General features: G+C 62.6%; 20 protein-coding genes. 19 read left to right on the top strand and 1 reads right to left on the bottom strand.

Annotated elements, in window-relative coordinates; genetic code table 11:
• Positions 1–113 precede the first annotated feature (113 nt).
• The 8 genes from BTE28158_RS17150 (at position 114) to BTE28158_RS17115 (ending at position 6,733) form a co-directional block, all read left to right on the top strand.
• Positions 114–284 (top strand): rubredoxin, encoded by a 171-nt coding sequence (locus tag BTE28158_RS17150; protein WP_069233938.1) that lies wholly within the window; start codon positions 114–116, stop codon positions 282–284.
• A 104-nt stretch (positions 285–388) separates the two neighbouring features.
• The gene (locus tag BTE28158_RS17145; RefSeq protein WP_174919975.1) at positions 389–1,693 is read left to right on the top strand and encodes a hypothetical protein; all 1,305 of its coding nucleotides are present in this window, start codon (positions 389–391) and stop codon (positions 1,691–1,693) included.
• Between the two features lie 182 nt (positions 1,694–1,875).
• Positions 1,876–2,454 carry a YqgE/AlgH family protein gene (locus BTE28158_RS17140; RefSeq protein WP_006751106.1) on the top strand — a complete coding sequence of 193 codons (579 nt, stop codon included), beginning with the start codon at positions 1,876–1,878 and terminating at the stop codon, positions 2,452–2,454.
• Entirely contained in the window at positions 2,451–2,900 is a 450-nt protein-coding gene (gene ruvX, locus BTE28158_RS17135; RefSeq protein ID WP_059530402.1) for a Holliday junction resolvase RuvX, read from the top strand. The genes BTE28158_RS17140 and ruvX overlap by 4 nt, the downstream gene beginning before the upstream one ends.
• Positions 2,887–3,402, top strand: a complete 516-nt coding sequence (gene pyrR, locus BTE28158_RS17130) for a bifunctional pyr operon transcriptional regulator/uracil phosphoribosyltransferase PyrR (protein WP_059608133.1) — start codon at positions 2,887–2,889, stop codon at positions 3,400–3,402. The genes ruvX and pyrR overlap by 14 nt, the downstream gene beginning before the upstream one ends.
• A 74-nt stretch (positions 3,403–3,476) precedes the next feature.
• Complete coding sequence (locus BTE28158_RS17125; RefSeq protein ID WP_151048460.1) at positions 3,477–4,508, top strand: aspartate carbamoyltransferase catalytic subunit; 1,032 nt, start codon at positions 3,477–3,479, stop codon at positions 4,506–4,508.
• 61 nt (positions 4,509–4,569) lie between these two features.
• Positions 4,570–5,856, top strand: coding sequence for a dihydroorotase (locus tag BTE28158_RS17120; protein WP_151048459.1), 1,287 nt, complete (start codon positions 4,570–4,572; stop codon positions 5,854–5,856).
• 19 nt (positions 5,857–5,875) lie between these two features.
• Positions 5,876–6,733, top strand: coding sequence for a lysophospholipid acyltransferase family protein (locus tag BTE28158_RS17115; protein ID WP_151048458.1), 858 nt, complete (start codon positions 5,876–5,878; stop codon positions 6,731–6,733).
• A gap of 33 nt (positions 6,734–6,766) precedes the next feature.
• Here the strand turns inward: BTE28158_RS17115 and BTE28158_RS17110 are convergent, their stop codons facing one another.
• Positions 6,767–7,606, bottom strand: coding sequence for a symmetrical bis(5'-nucleosyl)-tetraphosphatase (locus BTE28158_RS17110; protein WP_151048457.1), 840 nt, complete (start codon positions 7,604–7,606; stop codon positions 6,767–6,769).
• Between the two features lie 345 nt (positions 7,607–7,951).
• Between BTE28158_RS17110 and rfbB the strand changes: the two genes are divergently transcribed.
• The 11 genes from rfbB (at position 7,952) to BTE28158_RS17055 (ending at position 20,019) form a co-directional block, all read left to right on the top strand.
• Positions 7,952–9,013, top strand: coding sequence for a dTDP-glucose 4,6-dehydratase (rfbB, locus tag BTE28158_RS17105; RefSeq protein WP_151048466.1), 1,062 nt, complete (start codon positions 7,952–7,954; stop codon positions 9,011–9,013).
• A gap of 11 nt (positions 9,014–9,024) precedes the next feature.
• Positions 9,025–9,918 (top strand): glucose-1-phosphate thymidylyltransferase RfbA, encoded by an 894-nt coding sequence (rfbA, locus tag BTE28158_RS17100; protein ID WP_151048456.1) that lies wholly within the window; start codon positions 9,025–9,027, stop codon positions 9,916–9,918.
• Positions 9,903–10,454: a dTDP-4-dehydrorhamnose 3,5-epimerase gene (gene rfbC / locus BTE28158_RS17095; RefSeq protein WP_151048455.1), complete on the top strand. Its 552-nt coding sequence runs from the start codon at positions 9,903–9,905 to the stop codon at positions 10,452–10,454. Before rfbA ends, rfbC begins: the two co-directional genes overlap by 16 nt.
• On the top strand, positions 10,451–11,359 hold the full coding sequence (rfbD, locus tag BTE28158_RS17090; RefSeq protein ID WP_151048454.1) for a dTDP-4-dehydrorhamnose reductase: 909 nt from the start codon (positions 10,451–10,453) through the stop codon (positions 11,357–11,359). The genes rfbC and rfbD overlap by 4 nt, the downstream gene beginning before the upstream one ends.
• Positions 11,360–11,636: 277 nt before the next feature.
• A complete protein-coding gene (locus tag BTE28158_RS17085) occupies positions 11,637–13,052 on the top strand; it encodes a mannose-1-phosphate guanylyltransferase/mannose-6-phosphate isomerase (protein WP_151048453.1) in 1,416 nt (471 codons plus the stop codon).
• A complete protein-coding gene (locus BTE28158_RS17080; RefSeq protein ID WP_059888999.1) occupies positions 13,039–13,878 on the top strand; it encodes an ABC transporter permease in 840 nt (279 codons plus the stop codon). The genes BTE28158_RS17085 and BTE28158_RS17080 overlap by 14 nt, the downstream gene beginning before the upstream one ends.
• A gap of 4 nt (positions 13,879–13,882) precedes the next feature.
• A complete protein-coding gene (locus BTE28158_RS17075; protein WP_151048452.1) occupies positions 13,883–14,641 on the top strand; it encodes an ABC transporter ATP-binding protein in 759 nt (252 codons plus the stop codon).
• Positions 14,642–14,713: 72 nt separating this feature from the next.
• Positions 14,714–16,096: a phenylacetate--CoA ligase family protein gene (locus tag BTE28158_RS17070; protein WP_151048451.1), complete on the top strand. Its 1,383-nt coding sequence runs from the start codon at positions 14,714–14,716 to the stop codon at positions 16,094–16,096.
• Positions 16,093–17,667 carry a polysaccharide deacetylase family protein gene (locus tag BTE28158_RS17065; RefSeq protein WP_151048450.1) on the top strand — a complete coding sequence of 525 codons (1,575 nt, stop codon included), beginning with the start codon at positions 16,093–16,095 and terminating at the stop codon, positions 17,665–17,667. The genes BTE28158_RS17070 and BTE28158_RS17065 overlap by 4 nt, the downstream gene beginning before the upstream one ends.
• A complete protein-coding gene (gene wecB, locus BTE28158_RS17060) occupies positions 17,664–18,785 on the top strand; it encodes a non-hydrolyzing UDP-N-acetylglucosamine 2-epimerase (protein WP_151048449.1) in 1,122 nt (373 codons plus the stop codon). The genes BTE28158_RS17065 and wecB overlap by 4 nt, the downstream gene beginning before the upstream one ends.
• A complete protein-coding gene (locus tag BTE28158_RS17055) occupies positions 18,778–20,019 on the top strand; it encodes a glycosyltransferase (protein ID WP_151048448.1) in 1,242 nt (413 codons plus the stop codon). The genes wecB and BTE28158_RS17055 overlap by 8 nt, the downstream gene beginning before the upstream one ends.
• The last annotated feature ends 10 nt before the right edge of the window (positions 20,020–20,029 follow it).

Raw genomic sequence — 20,029 nt, 5'->3', positions numbered from 1 at the left:
TTAGCGCAGCGCAACGTAGTCGCCGTACTCCAGCGCGATTGCTAGGCAGTCCGGCCCCGACACGGTACCATCATGGCTCCCGAATTTACCGACTTTTCCCGACGCGGCTTAAGATGGAACACAAGAGCTGGATGTGCCTGATTTGTGGCTGGATTTATGACGAAGAAGCCGGGCTGCCCGAAGAGGGCATCGCCCCGGGCACGCGCTGGGAAGACGTCCCGATCAACTGGACGTGCCCCGAATGCGGCGCTCGCAAGGAAGACTTCGAGATGGTCCAGATCTGACCGGACCCTTGGCCCACGGACACACCGCTTCGGCCTCGCGGTTGCCCGGCGCTCTTGCGCCGCGGCCGGCGCGAGCGACTTGACGATGACAGGCGCGCGTGTCCATGACGTCCGATCCGGCCAACGTTTCTCACCCTGACGCACTGCCCAACCCGCGTGGCGGGGCCGTGCGCGCCGCCGACGCGTGGCTCGCGGCAGCCGCCGACGCATTCGAGCACCGGGACGACGCGGCCGCGCCGCTGTCAGCCGCCGCCGCCGTGCTGGCGGAGGCCGGCTGGCTGCCGGCCGCCCGTTTCGCCGGGCAACTGTCGGCCGCCGTGCCGCTCGTCGCCGCCGAGCCGACTTCGGCCGGCTGGCAGGCCGCGCTGCGCGACTTCCGCGCGGCCGTCGGCCGCCACAACCTGCGCGAACTCGCCTGTTCGTCCGTTCTCTTCGATCATTTCCGTGCATTGCGTGCGCAAAGCGCCGCCGACCTGCGTGCGAGCACGCCGCTCGACGCGCTCGCGCTCGTCGGTCGCGCGGTGCCGCAGGCCACGCTGCGCGTACTGCCCGAGGAGATCGCGACCCGGGTACGCGCCCGCTACGAGCAGGCGCTGCTCGCCGTGCTGCGTGCGCAGCACGGCGCGCCCGACGCCGCGCTCGACGAACTCGATGCGATGCAGGCTGCGCTGGCCGACGATGGCCCGTACGATTTCTGGCGGCTCGCGGCAGCGTGCCAGCGTGCGCTGCGCGTAACCGGCGCGCCCGAACTGAAGCGCTTTCTCGCGCGGACGAACCTGCTGCTCGGCGAGCAGGCGCAGGGCCGGCGGCGCAGCGCGCCGCCCGAGCTCGTGCGCGAGACGGTCGCGCTGTTGTGGCGCGATTTCGCGCTGTTCGGCGCAGCCGCGGAAGACGTCGCGCTCGTCGACGTGCTGCACGACTATGGGTTGACCGTGGACTGGCATGTCGCCGGCACGCCCGCGTCCGAGGCGCTGTGGGAGGCCGACGCCGCGCGGGCCGAGCACGACGCGGTTGCCGTCGCGCCGACCCGTGCGCTCGGCGTCGTGACCGTCAACGCGCATGCGTATGAGGATTTCCTGCAGACGGCCGACGCGTCGATGGCCGATCTGGCCGTCGATCCGGCCGCGGCCGATGCGGGGGCTGCATGGCGCGCATCCGCGGCCGCCTACCGGGTCGGTACGGCCGCGTGCGCGCTCGGGCTCGGTCATGCGGCGCTGCTGGCCGACACGCTCGGGCTCGCGTGGCGCCGCGCAGCGCACGGCATGCCGCTCGCCGACGGCGGGCTCGATGCACACGCCCGCGCGTCCGACATGCTGCGCGCCGCGCTGCTGAAGATCGCCGCGGGGGTGGCGCCGCCGGACCTGACCGCGGCGTCCGGGGCGCTCGGCGCGGCGCTCGGCCGGACCTGACGCACAACGGGGCGCGACCGCAGCGGCAGCCCTTGTCGCGCGGGCCGGCAACACGCTGCCGACAGCGCCCGCGCGCGTGTTAGAGTGCCGTGTGATCCGCGCGCGTCGTTGCCAGCGTCGCGCGGCGTTGCTTGTTGATCGCGGCCCGGTCAGGTCGCGGCGTCTTTGCTAAAATTCAAACCATGTCAAAGCCTTCCGATCGCATCAATCTCACCAACCAGTTCCTGATCGCCATGCCGAACATGGCGGATCCGACGTTTTCGGGAACGGTGGTCTATCTTTGCGATCACAGCGAGCGCGGCGCGCTCGGCCTCGTCATCAATCGTCCCACCGACATCGACCTCGAATCGCTGTTCAACCGCATCGACCTGAAGCTCGACATCGAGCCGCTGCTGCACATCCCCGTGTACTTCGGCGGCCCGGTCCAGACCGAGCGCGGCTTCGTGCTGCACGAGCCGGTCGAGGGCGCGAACTACAACTCGTCCATGTCGGTCGAGGGCGGGCTCGAGATGACGACGTCGAAGGATGTGCTCGAGGCGGTCGCGACGGGCACCGGCCCGAAACGCTTCCTGCTGACGCTCGGCCATGCAGGCTGGGGCGCCGGTCAGCTCGAGGAAGAAATTTCCCGCAACGGCTGGCTGACCGTGGCCGCCGATCCCCGCATCGTGTTCGACACGCCGGCCGAGGAACGCTTCGAAGCCGCACTGGGCCTGCTCGGCGTCAGCTCGTCGATGCTGTCCGGCGAAGCAGGGCACGCATGAGTGGCGCGAGCGCGCGCGATGCGACGCTCCTGGCGTTCGACTACGGCGAAAAGCGAATCGGCGTCGCGATCGGCAATGCGCTGACGCGCTCGGCCCGTGCCCTCGTCGTGATTCCCAACCTGAACCGCGAGCACCGCTTCAAGGCGGTCGGCGAACTGCTGGCCGAATGGCGGCCCGACGCGCTCGTCGTCGGCCTGCCGATGCATCCGGACGGCACGCCGCACGAGATGACGCAGCAGGCGAAGCGCTTCGGCAACCAGCTGAACGGCCGCTTCGGGCTGCCCGTCACGTGGGTCGACGAACGCTATTCGTCGGTCGAGGCCGAGGCCGGGCTGCGCGAGCGCAACGTGCGCGGGCGCGCACGTGCCGAGATGCTCGACGCCGAGGCCGCGCGCGTGATCCTTCAACAGTATCTCGATCAATTGTCCGACCATGAGCACCATTGACGCCGACGCGCTCTACCGCGTCCTGCTCGACCAGATCCGCGACGCATACGGCACGGCCTTCGCCGAGCCGGGCGGCCCGCGGCTCGCAGGCATTTACAGCGGCGGCGCGTGGCTCGCCGAGCGCCTCGCGCGCGATCTCGGCGCGCCGGCGTTCGGCGTCGTGAACGTCGCGCTGCATCGCGACGACTACGCGAAGAAGGGGCTGCACAGCCAGGCCAGCCCGACGTCGCTGCCGTTCGACGTCGACGGCGCGCGCATCGTGCTCGTCGACGACGTGCTGTCCACCGGACGCACCGTGCGCGCCGCGCTCAACGAACTGTTCGACTACGGCCGTCCGGCCGCGGTCGAGCTCGCGGTGCTCGCCGATCGCGGCGGCCGCGAGCTGCCGGTCGCCGCGCGCTTCGCGGGCGGCACGCTCGACGTGCCGGCCGATGCGACGCTCGTGCTCGCGCGCGACGAAGCCGCGCAGCTGACGCTGCGCATCGAGGCGCACGGCGCCTGACCGAACCGCGAAACCGTATCCCGGGCCGCCGGTTCGTACCGCGGCCCGTTTGCATAGTTGGAATCACGCACACCATGACTACCGACACCACTGGCCGCACCGGCAATCCCGCTGCGACCGCGAGCCCCGAGCGGTTCCGCTACGGTTTCCTGAAGGGCAACCCGCAGCTCACGAAAAACGGCGAGCTGAAACACCTGCTGTCGATCGAGGGGCTGCCGCGCTCGATCGTCAACCACATTCTCGATACGGCCGAGCAGTTCGTCAGCGTGACGGACCGCGAGGTGAAGAAGGTGCCGCTCCTGCGCGGCAAGTCGGTGTTCAACCTGTTCTTCGAGAACTCGACGCGCACGCGCACGACCTTCGAGATCGCCGCGACGCGCCTGTCGGCCGACGTGCTGAACCTGAACATCAACGCGTCGTCGACGAGCAAGGGCGAGTCGCTGCTCGACACGATCAACAACCTGTCGGCGATGCATGCCGACCTGTTCGTCGTGCGCCATGCGTCGAGCGGCGCACCGTATCTGATCGCCGAGCACTGCGCGCCGCACGTGCACGTGATCAACGCCGGCGACGGCCGTCATGCGCACCCGACGCAGGGCCTGCTCGACATGTACACGATCCGTCACTACAAGCGCGACTTCACGAAGCTGCGCGTGGCGATCGTCGGCGACATCCTGCATTCGCGCGTCGCGCGCTCCGATATTCACGCGCTCACCACGCTCGGCGTGCCGGAAGTGCGCGCGATCGGCCCGCGCACGCTGCTGCCGGGCGGCCTCGAACAGATGGGCGTGAAGGTGTTCCACAACCTCGACGAAGGGCTGAAGGGCGTCGACGTGATCATCATGCTGCGCCTGCAGAACGAGCGGATGAGCGGCGCGCTGCTGCCGTCCGCGCAGGAATACTTCAAGACCTGGGGCCTGACGCCGGACCGCCTCGCGCTCGCCGCGCCCGACGCGATCGTGATGCACCCGGGCCCGATGAACCGCGGCGTCGAGATCGACTCGCAGGTCGCCGACGGTCCGCAGTCGGTGATCCTCAACCAGGTCACGTTCGGCATCGCCGTGCGGATGGCGGTGATGGGCATCGTTGCCGGCAACAGCGACTGAGCCCGTCTACGCGCATCCTTATCCAGGCATTCAACGCATTCAACGCATTCACAGACAGCGCATGAAGATTCATATCCAAGGCGGCACGCTGATCGACCCGGTCGCCGGCACCGAACGGCAGGCCGACGTATTCGTCGCGGACGGCAAGATCGCCGCGATCGCGGCGGCCGGTGCGGCGCCGGCCGGTTTCAACGCGGACAAGACGATCGACGCGTCCGGCCTGATCGTCGCCCCCGGTCTCGTCGACCTGTGCGCGCGGCTGCGCGAGCCCGGCTACGAGCACAAGGCGACGCTCGCGTCCGAGATGGCCGCGGCCGTCGCCGGCGGCGTTACGACCCTCGTGTGCCCGCCGGACACCGACCCCGTGCTCGACGAGCCGGGCCTCGTCGAGATGCTCAAGTTCCGCGCCCGCAACCTCCACCAGGCCAACGTCCATCCGCTCGGCGCGCTCACCGTCGGCCTCAAGGGCGAAGTGATCACCGAGATGGTCGCGCTGACCGAGTCGGGCTGCGTCGGTTTCACGCACGCGAACGTGCCGGTGCGCGACACGCAGGTGTTGCTGCGTGCGCTGCAGTACGCGAGCACCTACGGTTACACGACGTGGCTGCGTCCGCTCGACGCGTTCATCGGCCGTGGCGGTGTCGCGGCGAGCGGTGCGCTCGCGTCGCGGCTCGGGCTGTCCGGCGTGCCGGTCGCGGCCGAGACGATCGCGCTGCACACGATCTTCGAACTGATGCGCGTGACGGGCGCGCGCGTGCACCTCGCGCGGCTGTCGTCGGCGGCGGGCCTCGCGCTCGTGCGCGAGGCGAAGGCCGAGGGGCTGCCCGTGACCTGCGACGTCGGCGTGAATCACCTGCACCTGATCGACGTCGACATCGGCTATTTCGATTCGCAGTTCCGGCTCGATCCGCCGCTGCGCGGCGAGCGCGATCGCGAAGCGATCCGCGCGGCGCTCGCCGACGGCACGATCGATGCGATCTGCTCCGATCACACGCCGGTCGACGACGACGAGAAGCTGCTGCCGTTCGCCGAAGCGACGCCCGGTGCGACGGGGCTCGAACTGTTGCTGTCGCTGACGGTGAAGTGGGCCGACGAAACCAGGACGCCGCTCGCGCAGGCGCTGCGCCGCATCACCGCGGCGCCGGCCGACGTGCTGCAGCTGCCGGCCGGGCGTCTTGCCGAAGGCGGCGCGGCCGATCTGTGCGTGTTCGATCCGCGCGCGCACTGGCGTGTCGAGCCGCGCGCGCTGAAGAGCCAGGGTCACAATTCGCCGTTCCTCGGCTACGAACTGCCGGCTTGCGTGCGTGCGACGCTCGTGGCCGGGCAGGTCGCGTTCGAGCGCCACTGAACCACGCCAGATCTTCGCCATGATCGCACTTCGCAAGCTGCGTCTCGTCTTTCACCTGCTGCGCGGCATGGCGACCGTCGCGCTGCGCTTCTCGCACGTGAGCGCCCCGCGGCGCCTCGAGCTCACGCGCCGCTGGTCGCTCAAGCTGTTGCGGATCTGCGGGATGCGGCTCGTCGTCCACAACGACGGCGCGCGCCTCGACGCGGGCGCGCTCGTCGTCGGCAACCATGTGTCGTGGCTCGACATCTACACCGTCAATGCGTGGCGGCCGACGCCGTTCGTGTCGAAGGCCGAGGTGCGGCAGTGGCCGGTGGTCGGCTGGCTGGCCGAGAAGCTCGACACCGTGTTCCTGCAGCGCGAGAAGCGTACCGAGGCCATGCGTGTCATGCACGAGATGGCGGAGCGGCTGCGCAACGGCGGCGTGATGTGCGTGTTTCCGGAAGGCACGACGTCGGACGGGCAGGAGCTGCTGCCGTTTCACGCGAACCTGTTCCAGGCGGCGGTGTCGGCAGGCTGCGCGGTGCAGCCGATCTGCCTGATGTACGAGGATGCACAGGGGCGGCAGTCGGTCACGCCGGCCTATACGGGCGAACTGTCGCTCGGCAAGTCGCTCGACATGGTGTTGCGCGGCGGCCCGCTGGTCGCGCATCTGTACGTGTGCGAGCCCATTGCGCCGGGTGGCGACCGTCGCGCGACCTCTGCCGCCGCGCGTGACGCGATCGCCGCTGCACTCGAAGCGATGCAGGCGAAGGTCGGCAAGCCGTCGCCCGACGCGCTTGCGGAGCTCGAGAAGCATGCGTATCCGGTAACCGAAGTCGGTGCCGGGGCGACGGGCGATGCGGCGGCCGAAGAGCCGGTGGCGGGGCGCGAGGGGTAAGGCTTCATTGCGCCCCGGTGCGACGCGGGCAGGCTATTCGCCGCCCGGCGCACGGCATGCTTCGCACTGCACCTGCGTGACCGTGCGTTGCGCCGGGTCGGCCGTCAGTCGTACGGCCGACAACCGATTTCCCCACACGCATCCGGAATCGAGCGCGACGATATTGTCGCGCAGCATCAGGCCGAGCGCGGCCCAGTGCCCGAATACGACGGTCACGTTTTCGGTGCGGCGCTCCGGTGCGTCGAACCATGGCAGATAGCCGGGCGGCGCGCTGTCGGGGCCGCCGTTCGCCTTGAACTCCATCGTGCCGTCGGACGTGCAGAAGCGCAGGCGCGTGAACGCGTTGAATGCGACGCGCATCCGGTCGCGTTTTTTTAGGTTCGGACTCCATTGGTTCGGCTCGTTGCCGTACAGGCCTTGCAGTGTGTCGCGCCAATCAGGGGCGCGCAGCGCGCGTTGCAGCTCGTCCGCGAGTTCCAGTGCGAGCGTGGTGTCCCATTGCGGCAACACGCCTGCGTGGACGAGCAGCATCCCGTGCTCGAAGTGCGCGAACGGGCGGTGACGTACCCAGTCGAGCAGTGCATCGGCGTCGGGGGCGTCGACAATCTCGCCAATCGTGTCGCCCGGACGTTCCGTGCGGATGCCGGCCGAGACGGCGAGCAGGTGGAGGTCGTGGTTGCCGAGGACTACGGTCGCGCGCGGGCCGAGGTCGACCATCGCACGCAGCGCGGCGAGAGAGTCAGGGCCGCGGTTGACGATGTCGCCGGCGATCCAGAGTGGGGTGTCGGCGGGGGCTGAAAGCTTTTCGAACAGCGACTGGAAAGCTGAATGACAGCCTTGGATGTCGCCGATGGCGATGGGGATGGGCGGCATGAGTGGTGGTCGTTGTGCAAGTCCTGATGCTGAATGGGAAAAGCATGATTGCGACAGCGTGCTCAGGCACAATATTGTGCCAGCTTAACATATTGATTTAAAACATAATTTTATCCGTGTTGCCGAATGCGTCTCCGTGTTTCAAGTTGTTAGCAACATGGCTTTTGCAGCGGCTTGCTTCCTATAATTACCGCTTCCTCGACAAAATTAGCATTTCATGACTTTGACGGTCTCGGTGAGAAGTTAGAATGCCCGCCTTGAGCGACGCGCACCTTGGCGTTGTCGCTGTTCGAAATGGGGGCGGCTCGTGCTCGGGGTCTGCCGCGGACGACTAAAGGGAGCCTCATGATCCTGGTGACGGGTGGCGCGGGTTTTATCGGCGCAAATTTTGTACTCGACTGGCTGCGTCATTCCGACGAGGCTGTGCTCAATGTCGATAAGCTGACCTACGCTGGCAACCTTCGCACGCTGCAATCGCTGGACGGGAGCCCGAAACACGTGTTCGTACGCGCCGACATTTGCGATCGCGCCGCGCTCGATGCGCTGTTCGCCGAATACCAGCCTCGCGCGGTCCTGCATTTCGCCGCTGAAAGCCACGTCGATCGCTCGATTCACGGGCCGGCGGATTTTGTTCAGACCAATGTGGTGGGCACGTTTACGCTGCTCGAAGCCGCACGGACATACTGGAGCAGCCTGAGCGAAGCAGACAAATCGGCCTTCCGTTTTCTGCACGTATCGACGGACGAAGTGTTCGGCTCGCTGTCGGCCACCGATTCGCAGTTCTCGGAAACCACACCGTACGCGCCCAACAGTCCGTATTCGGCAACGAAGGCCGGCTCCGATCATCTCGTGCGCGCCTATCATCATACGTACGGCCTGCCCACGCTTACCACGAACTGCTCGAACAACTACGGTCCGTACCAGTTTCCCGAGAAGCTCATTCCGCTGATGATTGCGAATGCGCTCGCCGGTAAGCCGCTGCCCGTCTATGGTGACGGGCAGAACGTGCGCGACTGGTTGTACGTCGGCGACCACTGCAGCGCGATTCGAGAAGTGCTCGCGCGCGCCGTGCCCGGCGAGACTTACAACGTCGGCGGCTGGAACGAGAAGAAGAACCTCGAAGTCGTGCATACGCTGTGCGATTTGCTCGACAAGGCCCGCCCGAAGGCGGCGGGTTCGTACCGCGACCAGATCACCTATGTAACGGATCGGCCCGGCCATGATCGTCGTTATGCGATCGATGCGCGCAAGCTCGAGCGCGAACTCGGCTGGAAGCCCGTGGAGACGTTCGAGACCGGTCTGGCGAAGACGGTCGCGTGGTATCTCGACAACCAGGTGTGGGTCAACGAGGTGGCCTCGGGTGAATACCGCAAGTGGGTGGAAACCAACTACGCAGAGCGCGCTTGAGGAGTTCATCGATGGCACGTAAGGGCATCATTCTCGCCGGCGGTTCCGGCACGCGTCTGTATCCGATCACGCACGTCGTATCGAAGCAGCTTTTGCCGGTGTACGACAAGCCGATGATCTACTATCCGCTGTCGACGCTGATGATCTCGGGCATCCGAGATGTGCTGATCATCTCGACGCCGCAGGACACGCCGCGCTTCGAAGCGATGCTCGGCGACGGCAGCCAGTGGGGGATGAACATCCAGTACGCGGTGCAGCCGTCTCCCGACGGTCTCGCGCAGGCCTTCATCATCGGCAAGGAGTTCGTCGGCAACGATCCGTCGGCGCTGATCCTCGGTGACAACATCTTCTATGGCCACGACCTGGCGAAGCAGCTCGAGCGTGCTCACGTGCAGGAAACCGGCGCAACGGTGTTTGCGTATCACGTGAACGATCCCGAGCGTTACGGCGTCGTCGAATTCGACAAGGAGTTTCGCGCGCTGTCGATCGAGGAGAAGCCGGCCATACCGCGCTCGAACTATGCAGTGACCGGCCTGTACTTCTACGACAACCGGGTGTGCGACATCGCCGCCGATATCAAGCCGTCCGCGCGTGGCGAGCTTGAGATCACCGACGTGAATTCGCGTTATCTCGCCGACGGGAAGCTCGACGTCGAGATCATGGGGCGCGGCTATGCATGGCTCGATACCGGTACGCACGATTCGCTGATCGATGCGGCGACGTTCATCGCAACGTTGCAGAAGCGGCAGGGGCTCGTCGTCGCCTGCCCCGAGGAGATCGCCTATCGTAGGCGGTGGATCGACGCGGATCAATTGCGCAAGCTTGCCGTGCCGCTGGCAAAGAACAGCTACGGGCGCTATCTCGAACACATTCTTTCGGATCAGGTCGCATGGCAATCCAAGTAACCGCGACGGCGCTGCCGGAAGTCAAGATCATCGAGCCGAAGGTATTCGGCGACGCGCGTGGGTATTTCTACGAGAGCTTCAATGCCCGCGAGTTTGCGGAGCAGGTCGCCCCGGGTGTCGAGTTCGTGCAGGACAATCACTCGCGATCGGAGAAGGGGGTGCTGCGCGGCCTTCACTATCAAATCCAGCATGCGCAGGGAAAGCTGGTTCGCGTCATCCAAGGTGAGGTGTTTGACGTCGCGGTCGATATTCGCAGGAGTTCACCCACCTTTGGCAAATGGGTGGGGGTACACCTGTCCGCGGGCAATCACAGGCAGCTCTGGGTGCCGGCAGGCTTCGCACATGGATTTCTGACACTTTCGGCCTCTTGCGAGTTTCTGTACAAGACGACTGATTTTTGGTACCCGGAGTGCGAGCGCTGCCTGCAATGGAATGATCCCGACATAGGGATCACATGGCCTCTCGACGCTCCACCTGTTCTTGCCGTCAAGGATGCGGCGGGTGTGCGTTTGGTGGATGCAGAGGTGTATGCATGAGGATCTTGCTGGTCGGAAAGCGTGGGCAACTGGGCTGGGAGCTGCAACGATCGCTGATACCGTTGGGTGAGGTGATCGCAGTTGACCGGCAGGCCCTTGATTTGAGTTCTCCATCGACGATAGGGCCAGCGATCGCGGCGATTCGTCCTGACGTGATCGTCAATGCGGCGGCGTACACGGCGGTCGACGAAGCGGAAACTCATCATGAGTTCGCGGCGGTGGTCAATGCAACCGCAGTGGGTGAGCTGGCCATTGCAGCAAGGAAGCTAAACGCATTGTTGCTGCACTATTCGACGGACTATGTCTTTGACGGTCTGGCGGAGGTGCCCTATCGAGAGGACATCCGGCCAGACCCGCAAACGACCTATGGGCGAAGCAAGCTTGCAGGTGAGCAGGCAATCGCCGATTCCGGCGCTGACTGGCTTGTGTTCAGGACCTCCTGGGTTTACGGCCCGGGTGGGCACAATTTTCTACGAGCGATCACGAAAGCGGCGCGCGAGCAAGAAGTGTTGCGTGTCGTTGCCGACCAGTACGGCACGCCTACAGCGGTACGCGTTCTTGCCGACCTGAGTGTGCAGGCGCTGCGAACTGTCATTCAGTTGCGCCGTACCCGTGACCTGTCAAAGCTCGGGCTGTACCATCTCACGTTGCGAGGCGAAACGACATGGCACGGATTCGCACAAGCGATCGTCAGTGGGATGAGGGCGCGGGGCGTTCACGGCGTGCGCGCAACCCGTGTCGACGAGATAACCTCGTCAGATCTGACGAGAGCCGCACGACGCCCGACGTATTCGGTTCTCGACTGCAGTCGGTTTGATGCTGCATTCGAACTCGCTCGACCCTCCTGGGATCAGGCGCTTGGGCTCGTGCTGGATGACATGTTTCGCGGCAGTGCAGCGAACTGATCGAGTCTGGCACTGAAAAATCCTCTTTCACCCGTTGCAATTCGTAGCACTCCCTACGGGGCGCGCGTGGCAATAGTGTGTCTAGAATCCGAGGGAGCAATATTCAGGGGCGACGTCATACGTTAAAATTTGTTCACAGTAGTCTCCGATAGCGCCCCATTTTTAAGGGCGGCAGGATTGTTCCGCTTCGATCAGCAAGCGCTGGTTCGGGCATAGCCGCAGGGGCGGCGCAGGACGATCGATAATCTTTCAGTAAAGTCTGTGCAGCGAGGAATTTGTGAGTTTGATCCCTATCATCCTGTGTGGTGGTGCCGGTTCGCGGTTATGGCCGGTGTCGCGAGAAATGCATCCCAAGCCCTTCATTCGCCTTTCCGACGGGCAGAGTCTCCTTCAGAAGGCTTTCCTTCGCGCGACTGGCTTGCCGGGTGTCGAGCAGGTCCTCACGGTGACGAACCGGGATCTGTTCTTCAAGGCGGAAGACGAGTTTCGGGAGGTCAATACAGGCAACGTCGCAACGTCGTTCATCTGTGAACCGTTCGGCCGCAATACGGCGGCTGCGATTGCTGCGGCAGCCTCGCACGTTGCGCAGGTATCCGGTCCTGAAACAACGATGCTTGTCTTGGCTGCGGACCACTTGGTCTCCGATCAGGACGCGTTCGCAAAGGCCGTCGATGAGGCCGTCAAGTTGGCCGAGCAGGGCAAGATAGTCACGTTTGGTATCCGTCCCGAAACGCCCGAAACTGGGTATGGCTACATCGAAGCCGACGGTAATAAAGTGTTGCGGTTTGTCGAGAAGCCGGCACTTGCAAAGGCGCGAGAATACGTCGAATCTGGACGATTCCTCTGGAACTCGGGGCTCTTCTGCTTTACGGCCGGCGCCATGCTGCGCGAACTGGAAGCGCACTGTCCGGACATCCTGCGAGCCACTCAGGCGTGCATGGAGGCGTCCCGAATTTCGGAAGGAAGCGGTTGGACGCAGGTTCAACTGGAACCCAAGCGCTTTGGTGCCGTACGCGATGACTCCATTGACTATGCGGTCATGGAAAAATCGACGAATGTTGCTGTCGTCCCGTGCACCATCGGATGGAGCGACATCGGATCCTGGACCGCCATTAGCGAGCTTTGCAAGCCGGACGGCAACGGTAATCGGGTTGAGGGCGAGGCGTTGCTGCACGATGTCGGAAATTGCTACCTGATGAGCAACGATCGAATTATCGGCGCGGTTGGCGTCGATAATCTCATCGTGATCGATACGCCAGACGCGCTGCTTGTCGTCAATCGCGATCGGGCGCAGGACGTTCGGCACATCTATTCGGAATTGAAGGCGCGCGGTCACGAAGCGCATAAATTGCATCGTACCGTTCATCGTCCGTGGGGGACGTATACGGTGCTGGAAGAGGGTGCCCGCTTCAAAATCAAGCGCATCGAGGTCAAGCCTGGTGCAAGTCTTAGCCTGCAGATGCATCACCATCGCAGCGAGCACTGGATTGTCGTAAGCGGAATGGCGAAAGTCGTGAATGGTGATCGGGAACTGTTCGTTTCGACAAACGAATCAACGTACATTCCGGCTGGCCACAAGCATCGACTCGAAAATCCTGGTGTTGTCGATCTTGTGATGATCGAGGTGCAGAGCGGGGAATATCTCGGCGAGGACGATATCGTCAGGTTTGAGGATGTCTATGGGCGTGCTTAACAGCACTGAAGCTGCGGCAATCGACCGCGGAGGCAGCGACCTTGGCTCTCACAGCGGACGCGACGACATTTTGGTTGGCGTGAAGTCGGCGCGCGTGTGGGGAACCTTGGGGTGGCATGACATTCGCCAGCGATATCGCCGGTCAGTGATAGGGCCGTTCTGGTTTACGCTCAGCACGGCGATCATGGTCATCGTGCTTGGCGCACTGTACTCGACCCTCCTGCACCAGGAGATCAAGGACTACCTACCGTATCTGGCGGTAGGGCTGGTTCTCTGGCAGTACTTGTCGACCGTCGCGAACGAAGGGTGTAACGCTTTCATTGGTTCCGCCTTCATGATCAAGCAGATACGGATTCCGCTTACGATTCATGCGTGTCGGATCGTATGGCGCAACTTCGTGATCATGCTTCACAGTTTCCCCGTCGTCGTGGTGTTGCTTATCGTGTTCGGACACTGGCCCACATGGGAATTTCTGTTGGTGCCGCTTGGATTGTTTCTGCTGCTGCTGCACGGAGTATGGATCAGTGTAACGCTCGGAATACTGTGTGCCCGTTTTCGCGATATTCCGCCGATCGTTACCAATTTGATTCAAGTGGTGTTTTTTTTCACTCCGGTGATGTGGTCGCCTGAAATTCTGAAGGACCGCGCTTGGGTGGCTGAATACAATCCGCTCTATCACTTGATGGAAATTGTGCGTGCACCGATTACCGGTCGACCGATGCATTGGGAGTCTTGGGTATGGTCGGTGGCAATGCTTGTCGCAGGGCTTGCATTCTCGCAATTCTTGATGCGACGCACCCGTAATCGGGTTCCATACTGGCTTTGATACCGTGAGCTCATCTATTGTTGCAGAGGGAATATTTGTCGAGTTCCCTATTTACGAAAATTCCCATCGCTCGCTGAAGAAGGCGGTACTGAACCTGACGACCGGTGGTCGTATCGGTCAGGATGCGGGAAAACATACGATTGTCCGTGCGCTCGATGACCTGAGTTTCGAGTTCGCCGACGGTGCGCGTGTCGGCCTTGTCGGGCATAACGGCTCCGGAAAGACTACGCTGTTGCGTACGCTTTCCGGGGTCTACGAGCCGGTCCGAGGCAAACTGAAGGTGCATGGTAAGGTTGCGTCGCTGCTGGACGTGTCCATGGGGCTGGATCCGGATGCCACTGGGTTCGAGAATATCTACCTGCGTGGCATTCTTGACGGCCTGTCGCCAAGCAGAATTCGCAGCAAGATCGACGAAATTGCTGATTTCAGCGATCTCGGAGAGTACTTGAACCTGCCGGTCCGGACTTATTCGAGCGGGATGATGCTGCGCCTAGCGTTCGCGATCTCGACGAGTGTTGAGGCGGACATTCTGATCATGGACGAGTGGCTCAGCGTCGGCGACGCGGAGTTCAGTGCTAAGGCAGCGCGCCGTCTTGAAACCTTGGTGGGGAATGCATCCATTGTCGTGATCGCGTCCCATGATCCGACGTTGGTCGCGCGCGTGTGTACCCGAAGAATCAGCCTTGAGCACGGGAAGATCGTGGCGGACGAGCCGATCACCCCCGCGGTGCAAGCACCGCCCACCACATTGTCGCTTTCCTGAAAGCGCTCCTACGCTGCAGGCGATCGAATATCAAACGGCGGCTCACCCGGTGAGCCGGGAAAGGCATCAAACATGCGTTCAGACCATCCTTTGATTCGCTATGGCGGATCGTTGTTTAGGCACCAGCCTTTCCGCTTTCTGAAAGGCGCTGCGGGAGCGTACATCGCATACCCGATCGCGGAGAGTCGCGAAAAGCGCAACGTCCGTCCCAAGGTCGCGGAATTGCACCGCCACTATGCGCTACCGGTCGAGCAACGCAGGCGGATTGTGCTGGCCCGCTTGGTGCAAATCCTGCAGTTCGCCGGCGAGCACGTGCCTTACTACCGAGATCTATTCCGCGAAAGGAATTTCGATCCGCTGAAAGCCGGACTGGATCCGCGCTATCTCGAGTCTTTACCGTATCTGACCAAAGACATCATACGGGAGCAGGGGGTACGCCTGCTTTCAAAGCCACTGGAAGCGGTGCGGCATCATGCGTGCAAGACGGGGGGGTCTACCGGACTCTCTTGTACGATTTACTACGATCAGGAGGCTGCCGATTATTCGTCGGCCGTGACGTTCTACGCGCGTCAACGGATCGGTAAGCGCGGTTACCAGCCGGAGTTGCATTTTGCCTGCCGCTTTCCTGACGAGGTTACTCCGAATTGGCCATCCCGCGAAGACTTCAAATGCTTCGCGATGAATCGAAGCAACATCTTTTTTGACAGCATCGACGACAAGGGCCTCGAAGAGATCTGGCAAACGCTCAAGGCACGGCGACCGTTTCTCGCGCACGGGCATCCATCGACCATGTATGCGCTCGCATGTTACGTCGAAAGAAAATACGGGAGCGGCAAGGCATTCGAAATTTTCGAGTCGAGCGGCGAATTGCTTGAGCCCCAGGCGCGCTTGATCATCGAGCGTGCGCTGCAGTGTCGCGTGATCAATCGCTACGGCCTCGCCGAACTTGGAGTGATGGCGTACGAACTCGACGGCCATGACGCAGGATTTCAGATTCTCGAATCCGAAGGGTGGCCCGAAAGTCGCCATCTCGATGCGGACGAAGACGGCGCCAGCGAGCTGGTATTCACGGGATTCCGCAATCACCTCATGCCGTTGATTCGCTACGCAACGGGTGACCTCGCTCGTGTCGCGGAGCGCAATGGCGCAATGTATCTGAGCGACGTGGTTGGCCGGATTCACGACGTCGTACCGATCAACGGTGTGGCTCACGCGACGCATCACATTCAGGACATGCTCGATCATCGGGTGGGCGGCATTCAGGAATTTCAGATCGATCTACGTACCGTGCCGCCTACACTACGCATCGTGCTTGAGCCGTGGGCGACCGAAGAGGACACGACACGTAAGCTGCGCGGCTATTGGGGTGACGCATTCGCAATCGAGTTTGTCGGTCATGATGCGCTGGTGCGGGTAGGGAGCCGTGCCAAATTCCGCCATGTGGTGACCGCATGATCGGCGTTATCTATTCAGCTGCATCGGCGGTTGCGGGGCAATTGGTGCTGGCGTCTCTCCGTCGTTCCGTCGGGTTGGGGCAAGCGCGCGCACTTAGTTTTAGCGCGCTGAGCACCTGCTCCGCATCGGTGCTGGTTGCTGTCGATGTGCCAGATGAGTTTGGCAACGCGTTGATTAGCTGGCTTGGGACGTCTGGGCGCAAATTGATAGTGTTTGGGCGAATGCCGCATGCGCTTGCAATTCGCTTAAATTGTCGGCAGATCGAGCATGTGGAAGGCTTTGCCGATGCAGCACGTAGTGCGCCGGCGGCAAGCCGTTGCACTAGTCAGAGTAGCGCAACAGTGCGTTATACGAGGTTCACCGCTTCTGTCGGCGGGCGGGAGTGGGTGCGGCCATTCGAGCGTTTCGATTTCGCTGATGAATGGAACAACCTGGGTTTTGGTGCGATTCGATCGGATGATTCAATCTGGTCGGTCGGTGCTCCGCTGGATGTCCCGGAGTCCGCTCGAGTCGCGTCCGTGTATATAGAGCAAGACCGCCAGTTTGCTTATGCGGCCTTGTGGGACGACGAAGCGACGAGCGTGCTGTGGTTCAATCGGCCAGTCGGGCCTTGTGATTCGTTCGAATGGCGCGTCGTCGAGAACTTCCTGTCGGGTTACAGGGCAGATGAATTGCACTGTCAACCTGTGTTGAGCGAAGTCCCGTGGGGCTATGACGCCGTGATTACCTCGCGCCTTGATTGCGACGAGGACGTCGAATCTGCCCGCCCGCTTTGGGACGCATATCGCCGACTTGGGGTGCCGTTTTCGCTGGCGGTGCATACCGCCAACCTCGGGAACACGACGCATCACGTGATCCTGAAGGAGTTGGCCGCCGATCCGAGCGCGGCGATACTTTCCCACACTGCGACGCACGCGCCAAACTGGGGAGGGAGCTACGCGGCCGCGCTTGCGGAAGGTCGTGAATCCGCGCACCTGCTCGAGTCGGTCATTGCTCGACCGGTGCGATACGCGGTATCCCCTTTTCACCAAACGCCGCACTATGCGCTCGAGGGGTTGGCCGATGCGGGTTATGCCGGATGTATCGGCGGAATCATCCGAAACGATCCGGAGTTCCTGTTGGCTCGCGGCGGCATCCTGGCTGGGATGCCGGAGGGGTTCGTAGGACATAGCCAGCAATGTATGCTTCACGGCGATTGCATGCTGGCGGAGGGCGATCCGCTCGCCGTGTTCAAGGCCGCATTCGACCTCGCCTATGAGACGAAGACGCTGTTCGGCTATCTTGATCATCCGTTTTCCGAGCGATATCAATACGGCTGGCGGACCGAGGACGAACGGATTTCGGCTCACGAGGAGTTCGTTCACTACATGCGCGCTCGTGCCAAACGACCGCTCTTCATCAACGAAGAAGTCGCAATGGATTTCCTGCTTGCAAAGTCGATGTATGACCTGAATGAGGTCGGCGATGCTTACGTCGTGACGCCGATGCGTGGCGTTACATCGCCATTTCCGCTTGCGGTCGAATATCGTGGTGAACTTCTTGAGGTCAATGATAGCGGGCGGTTGCAATGAGAGTCATGGTCATAATGGGCACCCGGCCCGAAGTGATCAAGTTGGCGCCCGTCGTTGCGGCATTGCGTGGTAACGTCGACTTGATAGCGTGCACGAGCGGCCAGCACCGGGAGATGCTCGCTCAGGCGCTTGCCTATTTCGGCATCGAACCGGACATCGGCGTCGATACGATGAGCCCTGGGCAGTCGTTGAACGTCTTGTCGGCGCGCATCCTGACCGAGATGGATGGTGTTCTCGCGCGAGAGAAACCGGACTGGGTGCTCGTACAAGGGGATACGACGACTGCAATGTGCGCCGGCCTCGCTGCATTTCATCGCGGTATCGCGGTCGGTCACGTCGAGGCGGGACTTCGAACTGGCGATCTCTCCAGCCCATTTCCCGAAGAAGCCAATCGCAGCCTGCTGGGACGGATTGCAACTCGCCACTTTGCGCCGACCGAATCCGCCCGCCAGAACCTGCTGCGCGAGGGGATCGACGACGCGTCCATTGTTGTGACCGGTAATACGGTCGTGGATGCGATTGCGCTGGCGAAACATGAATGGCTCGATGCGCCTGCGTCCCTCCGTTTGCCCGAGTCGTGCAACGTGACACGGCCATTCGTTCTGGTGACTTGTCACCGTCGCGAGAACTTCGGCGAAACCCTGTTGGGTATCTGCCAGGTTCTGCGGCGCTTGTGCGAGCGTTACACGCAGTACCAATGGATTTTCCCGGTCCACCTTAATCCTTCGATTCGGGAGCCCGTCATGCGCGAACTGACGGGGGTGCGGAATCTCGCATTGATTGAGCCCGTCGATTATCCGTCCAGCCTTTATCTGATCAGCCGCAGCGCGCTTGTCATCAGCGATTCCGGGGGTATTCAGGAAGAGGCGCCGAGCTTCGGTGTTCCGGTGGTCGTCATGCGCAATCACACCGAACGAGAGGAAGGCGTCAAAGCAGGATTCGCCACGTTGGCCGGACAGGCTGCCGATCGGATCGAGGCGGCAGCGTCGTCGTGGCTCGATGACGCGGAACGACGCGGGGCGCTGCGCGATCGCCCGAACCCATATGGAGACGGTCGGGCGTCGCAGCGTATCGTTGCGAACCTGCTTGACCAGCCACAGGAGGTGTTTGGTGGCTGAAGTGAAAGGGCGGCCTGGCTCGCGTGGCGATTGTGTGCTCTTTTCGACAGCTGACTGGGACGAGCCATACTGGACGAACAAGCAACATACTGCGCGGGTACTCGCGAAGAGCGGCTGGCGCGTACTGTATGTTGAGAGCGTAGGCTTGCGCTCGCCAAAGCTCACAAGCGGCAAGGATTGGGGGCGTATCTGGCGCCGTTTGTGGCAAGGTGTGCGGTCCAATTTCGTTGCACCGCCGCAGCGGGAGTCCAATGTCTGGGTGCTGTCGCCGCTGATGATTCCGGCAAAGCACCATTGGCCGCTGGTGCGTCGCTTCAACCAGACGTTGCTGCGGTGGAGCATCACTCGGTTTGCGCGCCGGCGTTCGTTTCAGCAGCCGATTATTTGGACTTACCACCCATTCATGCTTGATGCCGTGCGAAATCTGGAGAGTGGCGCACTTGTCTATCACTGTGTAGACGATCTCGCTGCTATTCCGGGCGTCGATGTCCCTGCCTTCCGAAGCGCCCAGCAGGACTTGCTCAAGCAGTGCGATTCGGTATTCACAACGGCTGCCGCGTTGCGAGACCAGTGCTTGCCATTTAATCCGAATACGCACTTTTTCTCCAACGTAGTCGACGCCGACCATTTCGGGAGGGCATTGGAGCCCGGGCCATTGCCACGCGACGTGGCCGATATTTCGGGCGTGCGACTCGTGTACCACGGTGTCTTGTCCGATTTCAAGGTCGATTTCCCGCTTGTTCTGGCCGCCGCGCGTGCGAGGCCGGATTGGCAATGGATCTTCATCGGAGAGGAGCGGGAAGGGCAGCGCAGCGAGCTGATCACACAGCTGAAGCGATTGCCGAACGTGCATTTCCTGGGGTATCGGCGCTATGAAGAGTTGCCTGACTATCTGCGAGGCATGGACGTCGGGTTGCTGCCGACCCTGCTGAACGACTACACGCGTTCGATGTTCCCGATGAAGTTTTTTGAGTATTTGGCAGCAGGGGTGCCGGTTGTTTCGACCCCGCTGGATTTTACCCGCGAGCGGCTGGATGGTCTGGATGTCGGCGACACGCCCGAGCGCTTCGTGGAGGCGATCGAACGGCAGCTGCAACGCGGTAGACTGACGCCGGCAGAGGCGCAGGCCGGCGTGGGTGACAATACTTGGGAAGCCCGAACCGTTAAAATGCTGAATCACGTGTGGCGGCAGGCCGGCCGGGAAAGGCCGCAGCCGCTTGCTTCCGAACATTAAACTGGAGTGT

Source organism: Burkholderia diffusa (assembly GCF_902499115.1).
Classification (GTDB): Bacteria; Pseudomonadota; Gammaproteobacteria; order Burkholderiales; family Burkholderiaceae; genus Burkholderia; species Burkholderia diffusa.
Note: the sequence above shows the minus strand (reverse complement) of the source record. Positions and strands in the feature narration are given on the sequence as shown.

What these genes read in the sequence shown, in the direction of transcription:
- rfbB (WP_151048466.1), top strand. Translation starts at nt 7,952, where the DNA reads ATGATCCTGGTGACGGGTGGCGCGGGTTTTATCGGCGCAAATTTTGTA.
- BTE28158_RS17115 (WP_151048458.1), top strand. Translation starts at nt 5,876, where the DNA reads ATGATCGCACTTCGCAAGCTGCGTCTCGTCTTTCACCTGCTGCGCGGC.
- rfbD (WP_151048454.1), top strand. Translation starts at nt 10,451, where the DNA reads ATGAGGATCTTGCTGGTCGGAAAGCGTGGGCAACTGGGCTGGGAGCTG.
- BTE28158_RS17080 (WP_059888999.1), top strand. Translation starts at nt 13,039, where the DNA reads ATGGGCGTGCTTAACAGCACTGAAGCTGCGGCAATCGACCGCGGAGGC.
- pyrR (WP_059608133.1), top strand. Translation starts at nt 2,887, where the DNA reads ATGAGCACCATTGACGCCGACGCGCTCTACCGCGTCCTGCTCGACCAG.
- BTE28158_RS17145 (WP_174919975.1), top strand. Translation starts at nt 389, where the DNA reads ATGACGTCCGATCCGGCCAACGTTTCTCACCCTGACGCACTGCCCAAC.
- BTE28158_RS17125 (WP_151048460.1), top strand. Translation starts at nt 3,477, where the DNA reads ATGACTACCGACACCACTGGCCGCACCGGCAATCCCGCTGCGACCGCG.
- rfbC (WP_151048455.1), top strand. Translation starts at nt 9,903, where the DNA reads ATGGCAATCCAAGTAACCGCGACGGCGCTGCCGGAAGTCAAGATCATC.
- BTE28158_RS17110 (WP_151048457.1), bottom strand. Translation starts at nt 7,606, where the DNA reads ATGCCGCCCATCCCCATCGCCATCGGCGACATCCAAGGCTGTCATTCA.
- BTE28158_RS17070 (WP_151048451.1), top strand. Translation starts at nt 14,714, where the DNA reads ATGCGTTCAGACCATCCTTTGATTCGCTATGGCGGATCGTTGTTTAGG.
- BTE28158_RS17150 (WP_069233938.1), top strand. Translation starts at nt 114, where the DNA reads ATGGAACACAAGAGCTGGATGTGCCTGATTTGTGGCTGGATTTATGAC.
- BTE28158_RS17065 (WP_151048450.1), top strand. Translation starts at nt 16,093, where the DNA reads ATGATCGGCGTTATCTATTCAGCTGCATCGGCGGTTGCGGGGCAATTG.
- BTE28158_RS17140 (WP_006751106.1), top strand. Translation starts at nt 1,876, where the DNA reads ATGTCAAAGCCTTCCGATCGCATCAATCTCACCAACCAGTTCCTGATC.
- wecB (WP_151048449.1), top strand. Translation starts at nt 17,664, where the DNA reads ATGAGAGTCATGGTCATAATGGGCACCCGGCCCGAAGTGATCAAGTTG.
- BTE28158_RS17120 (WP_151048459.1), top strand. Translation starts at nt 4,570, where the DNA reads ATGAAGATTCATATCCAAGGCGGCACGCTGATCGACCCGGTCGCCGGC.
- ruvX (WP_059530402.1), top strand. Translation starts at nt 2,451, where the DNA reads ATGAGTGGCGCGAGCGCGCGCGATGCGACGCTCCTGGCGTTCGACTAC.
- rfbA (WP_151048456.1), top strand. Translation starts at nt 9,025, where the DNA reads ATGGCACGTAAGGGCATCATTCTCGCCGGCGGTTCCGGCACGCGTCTG.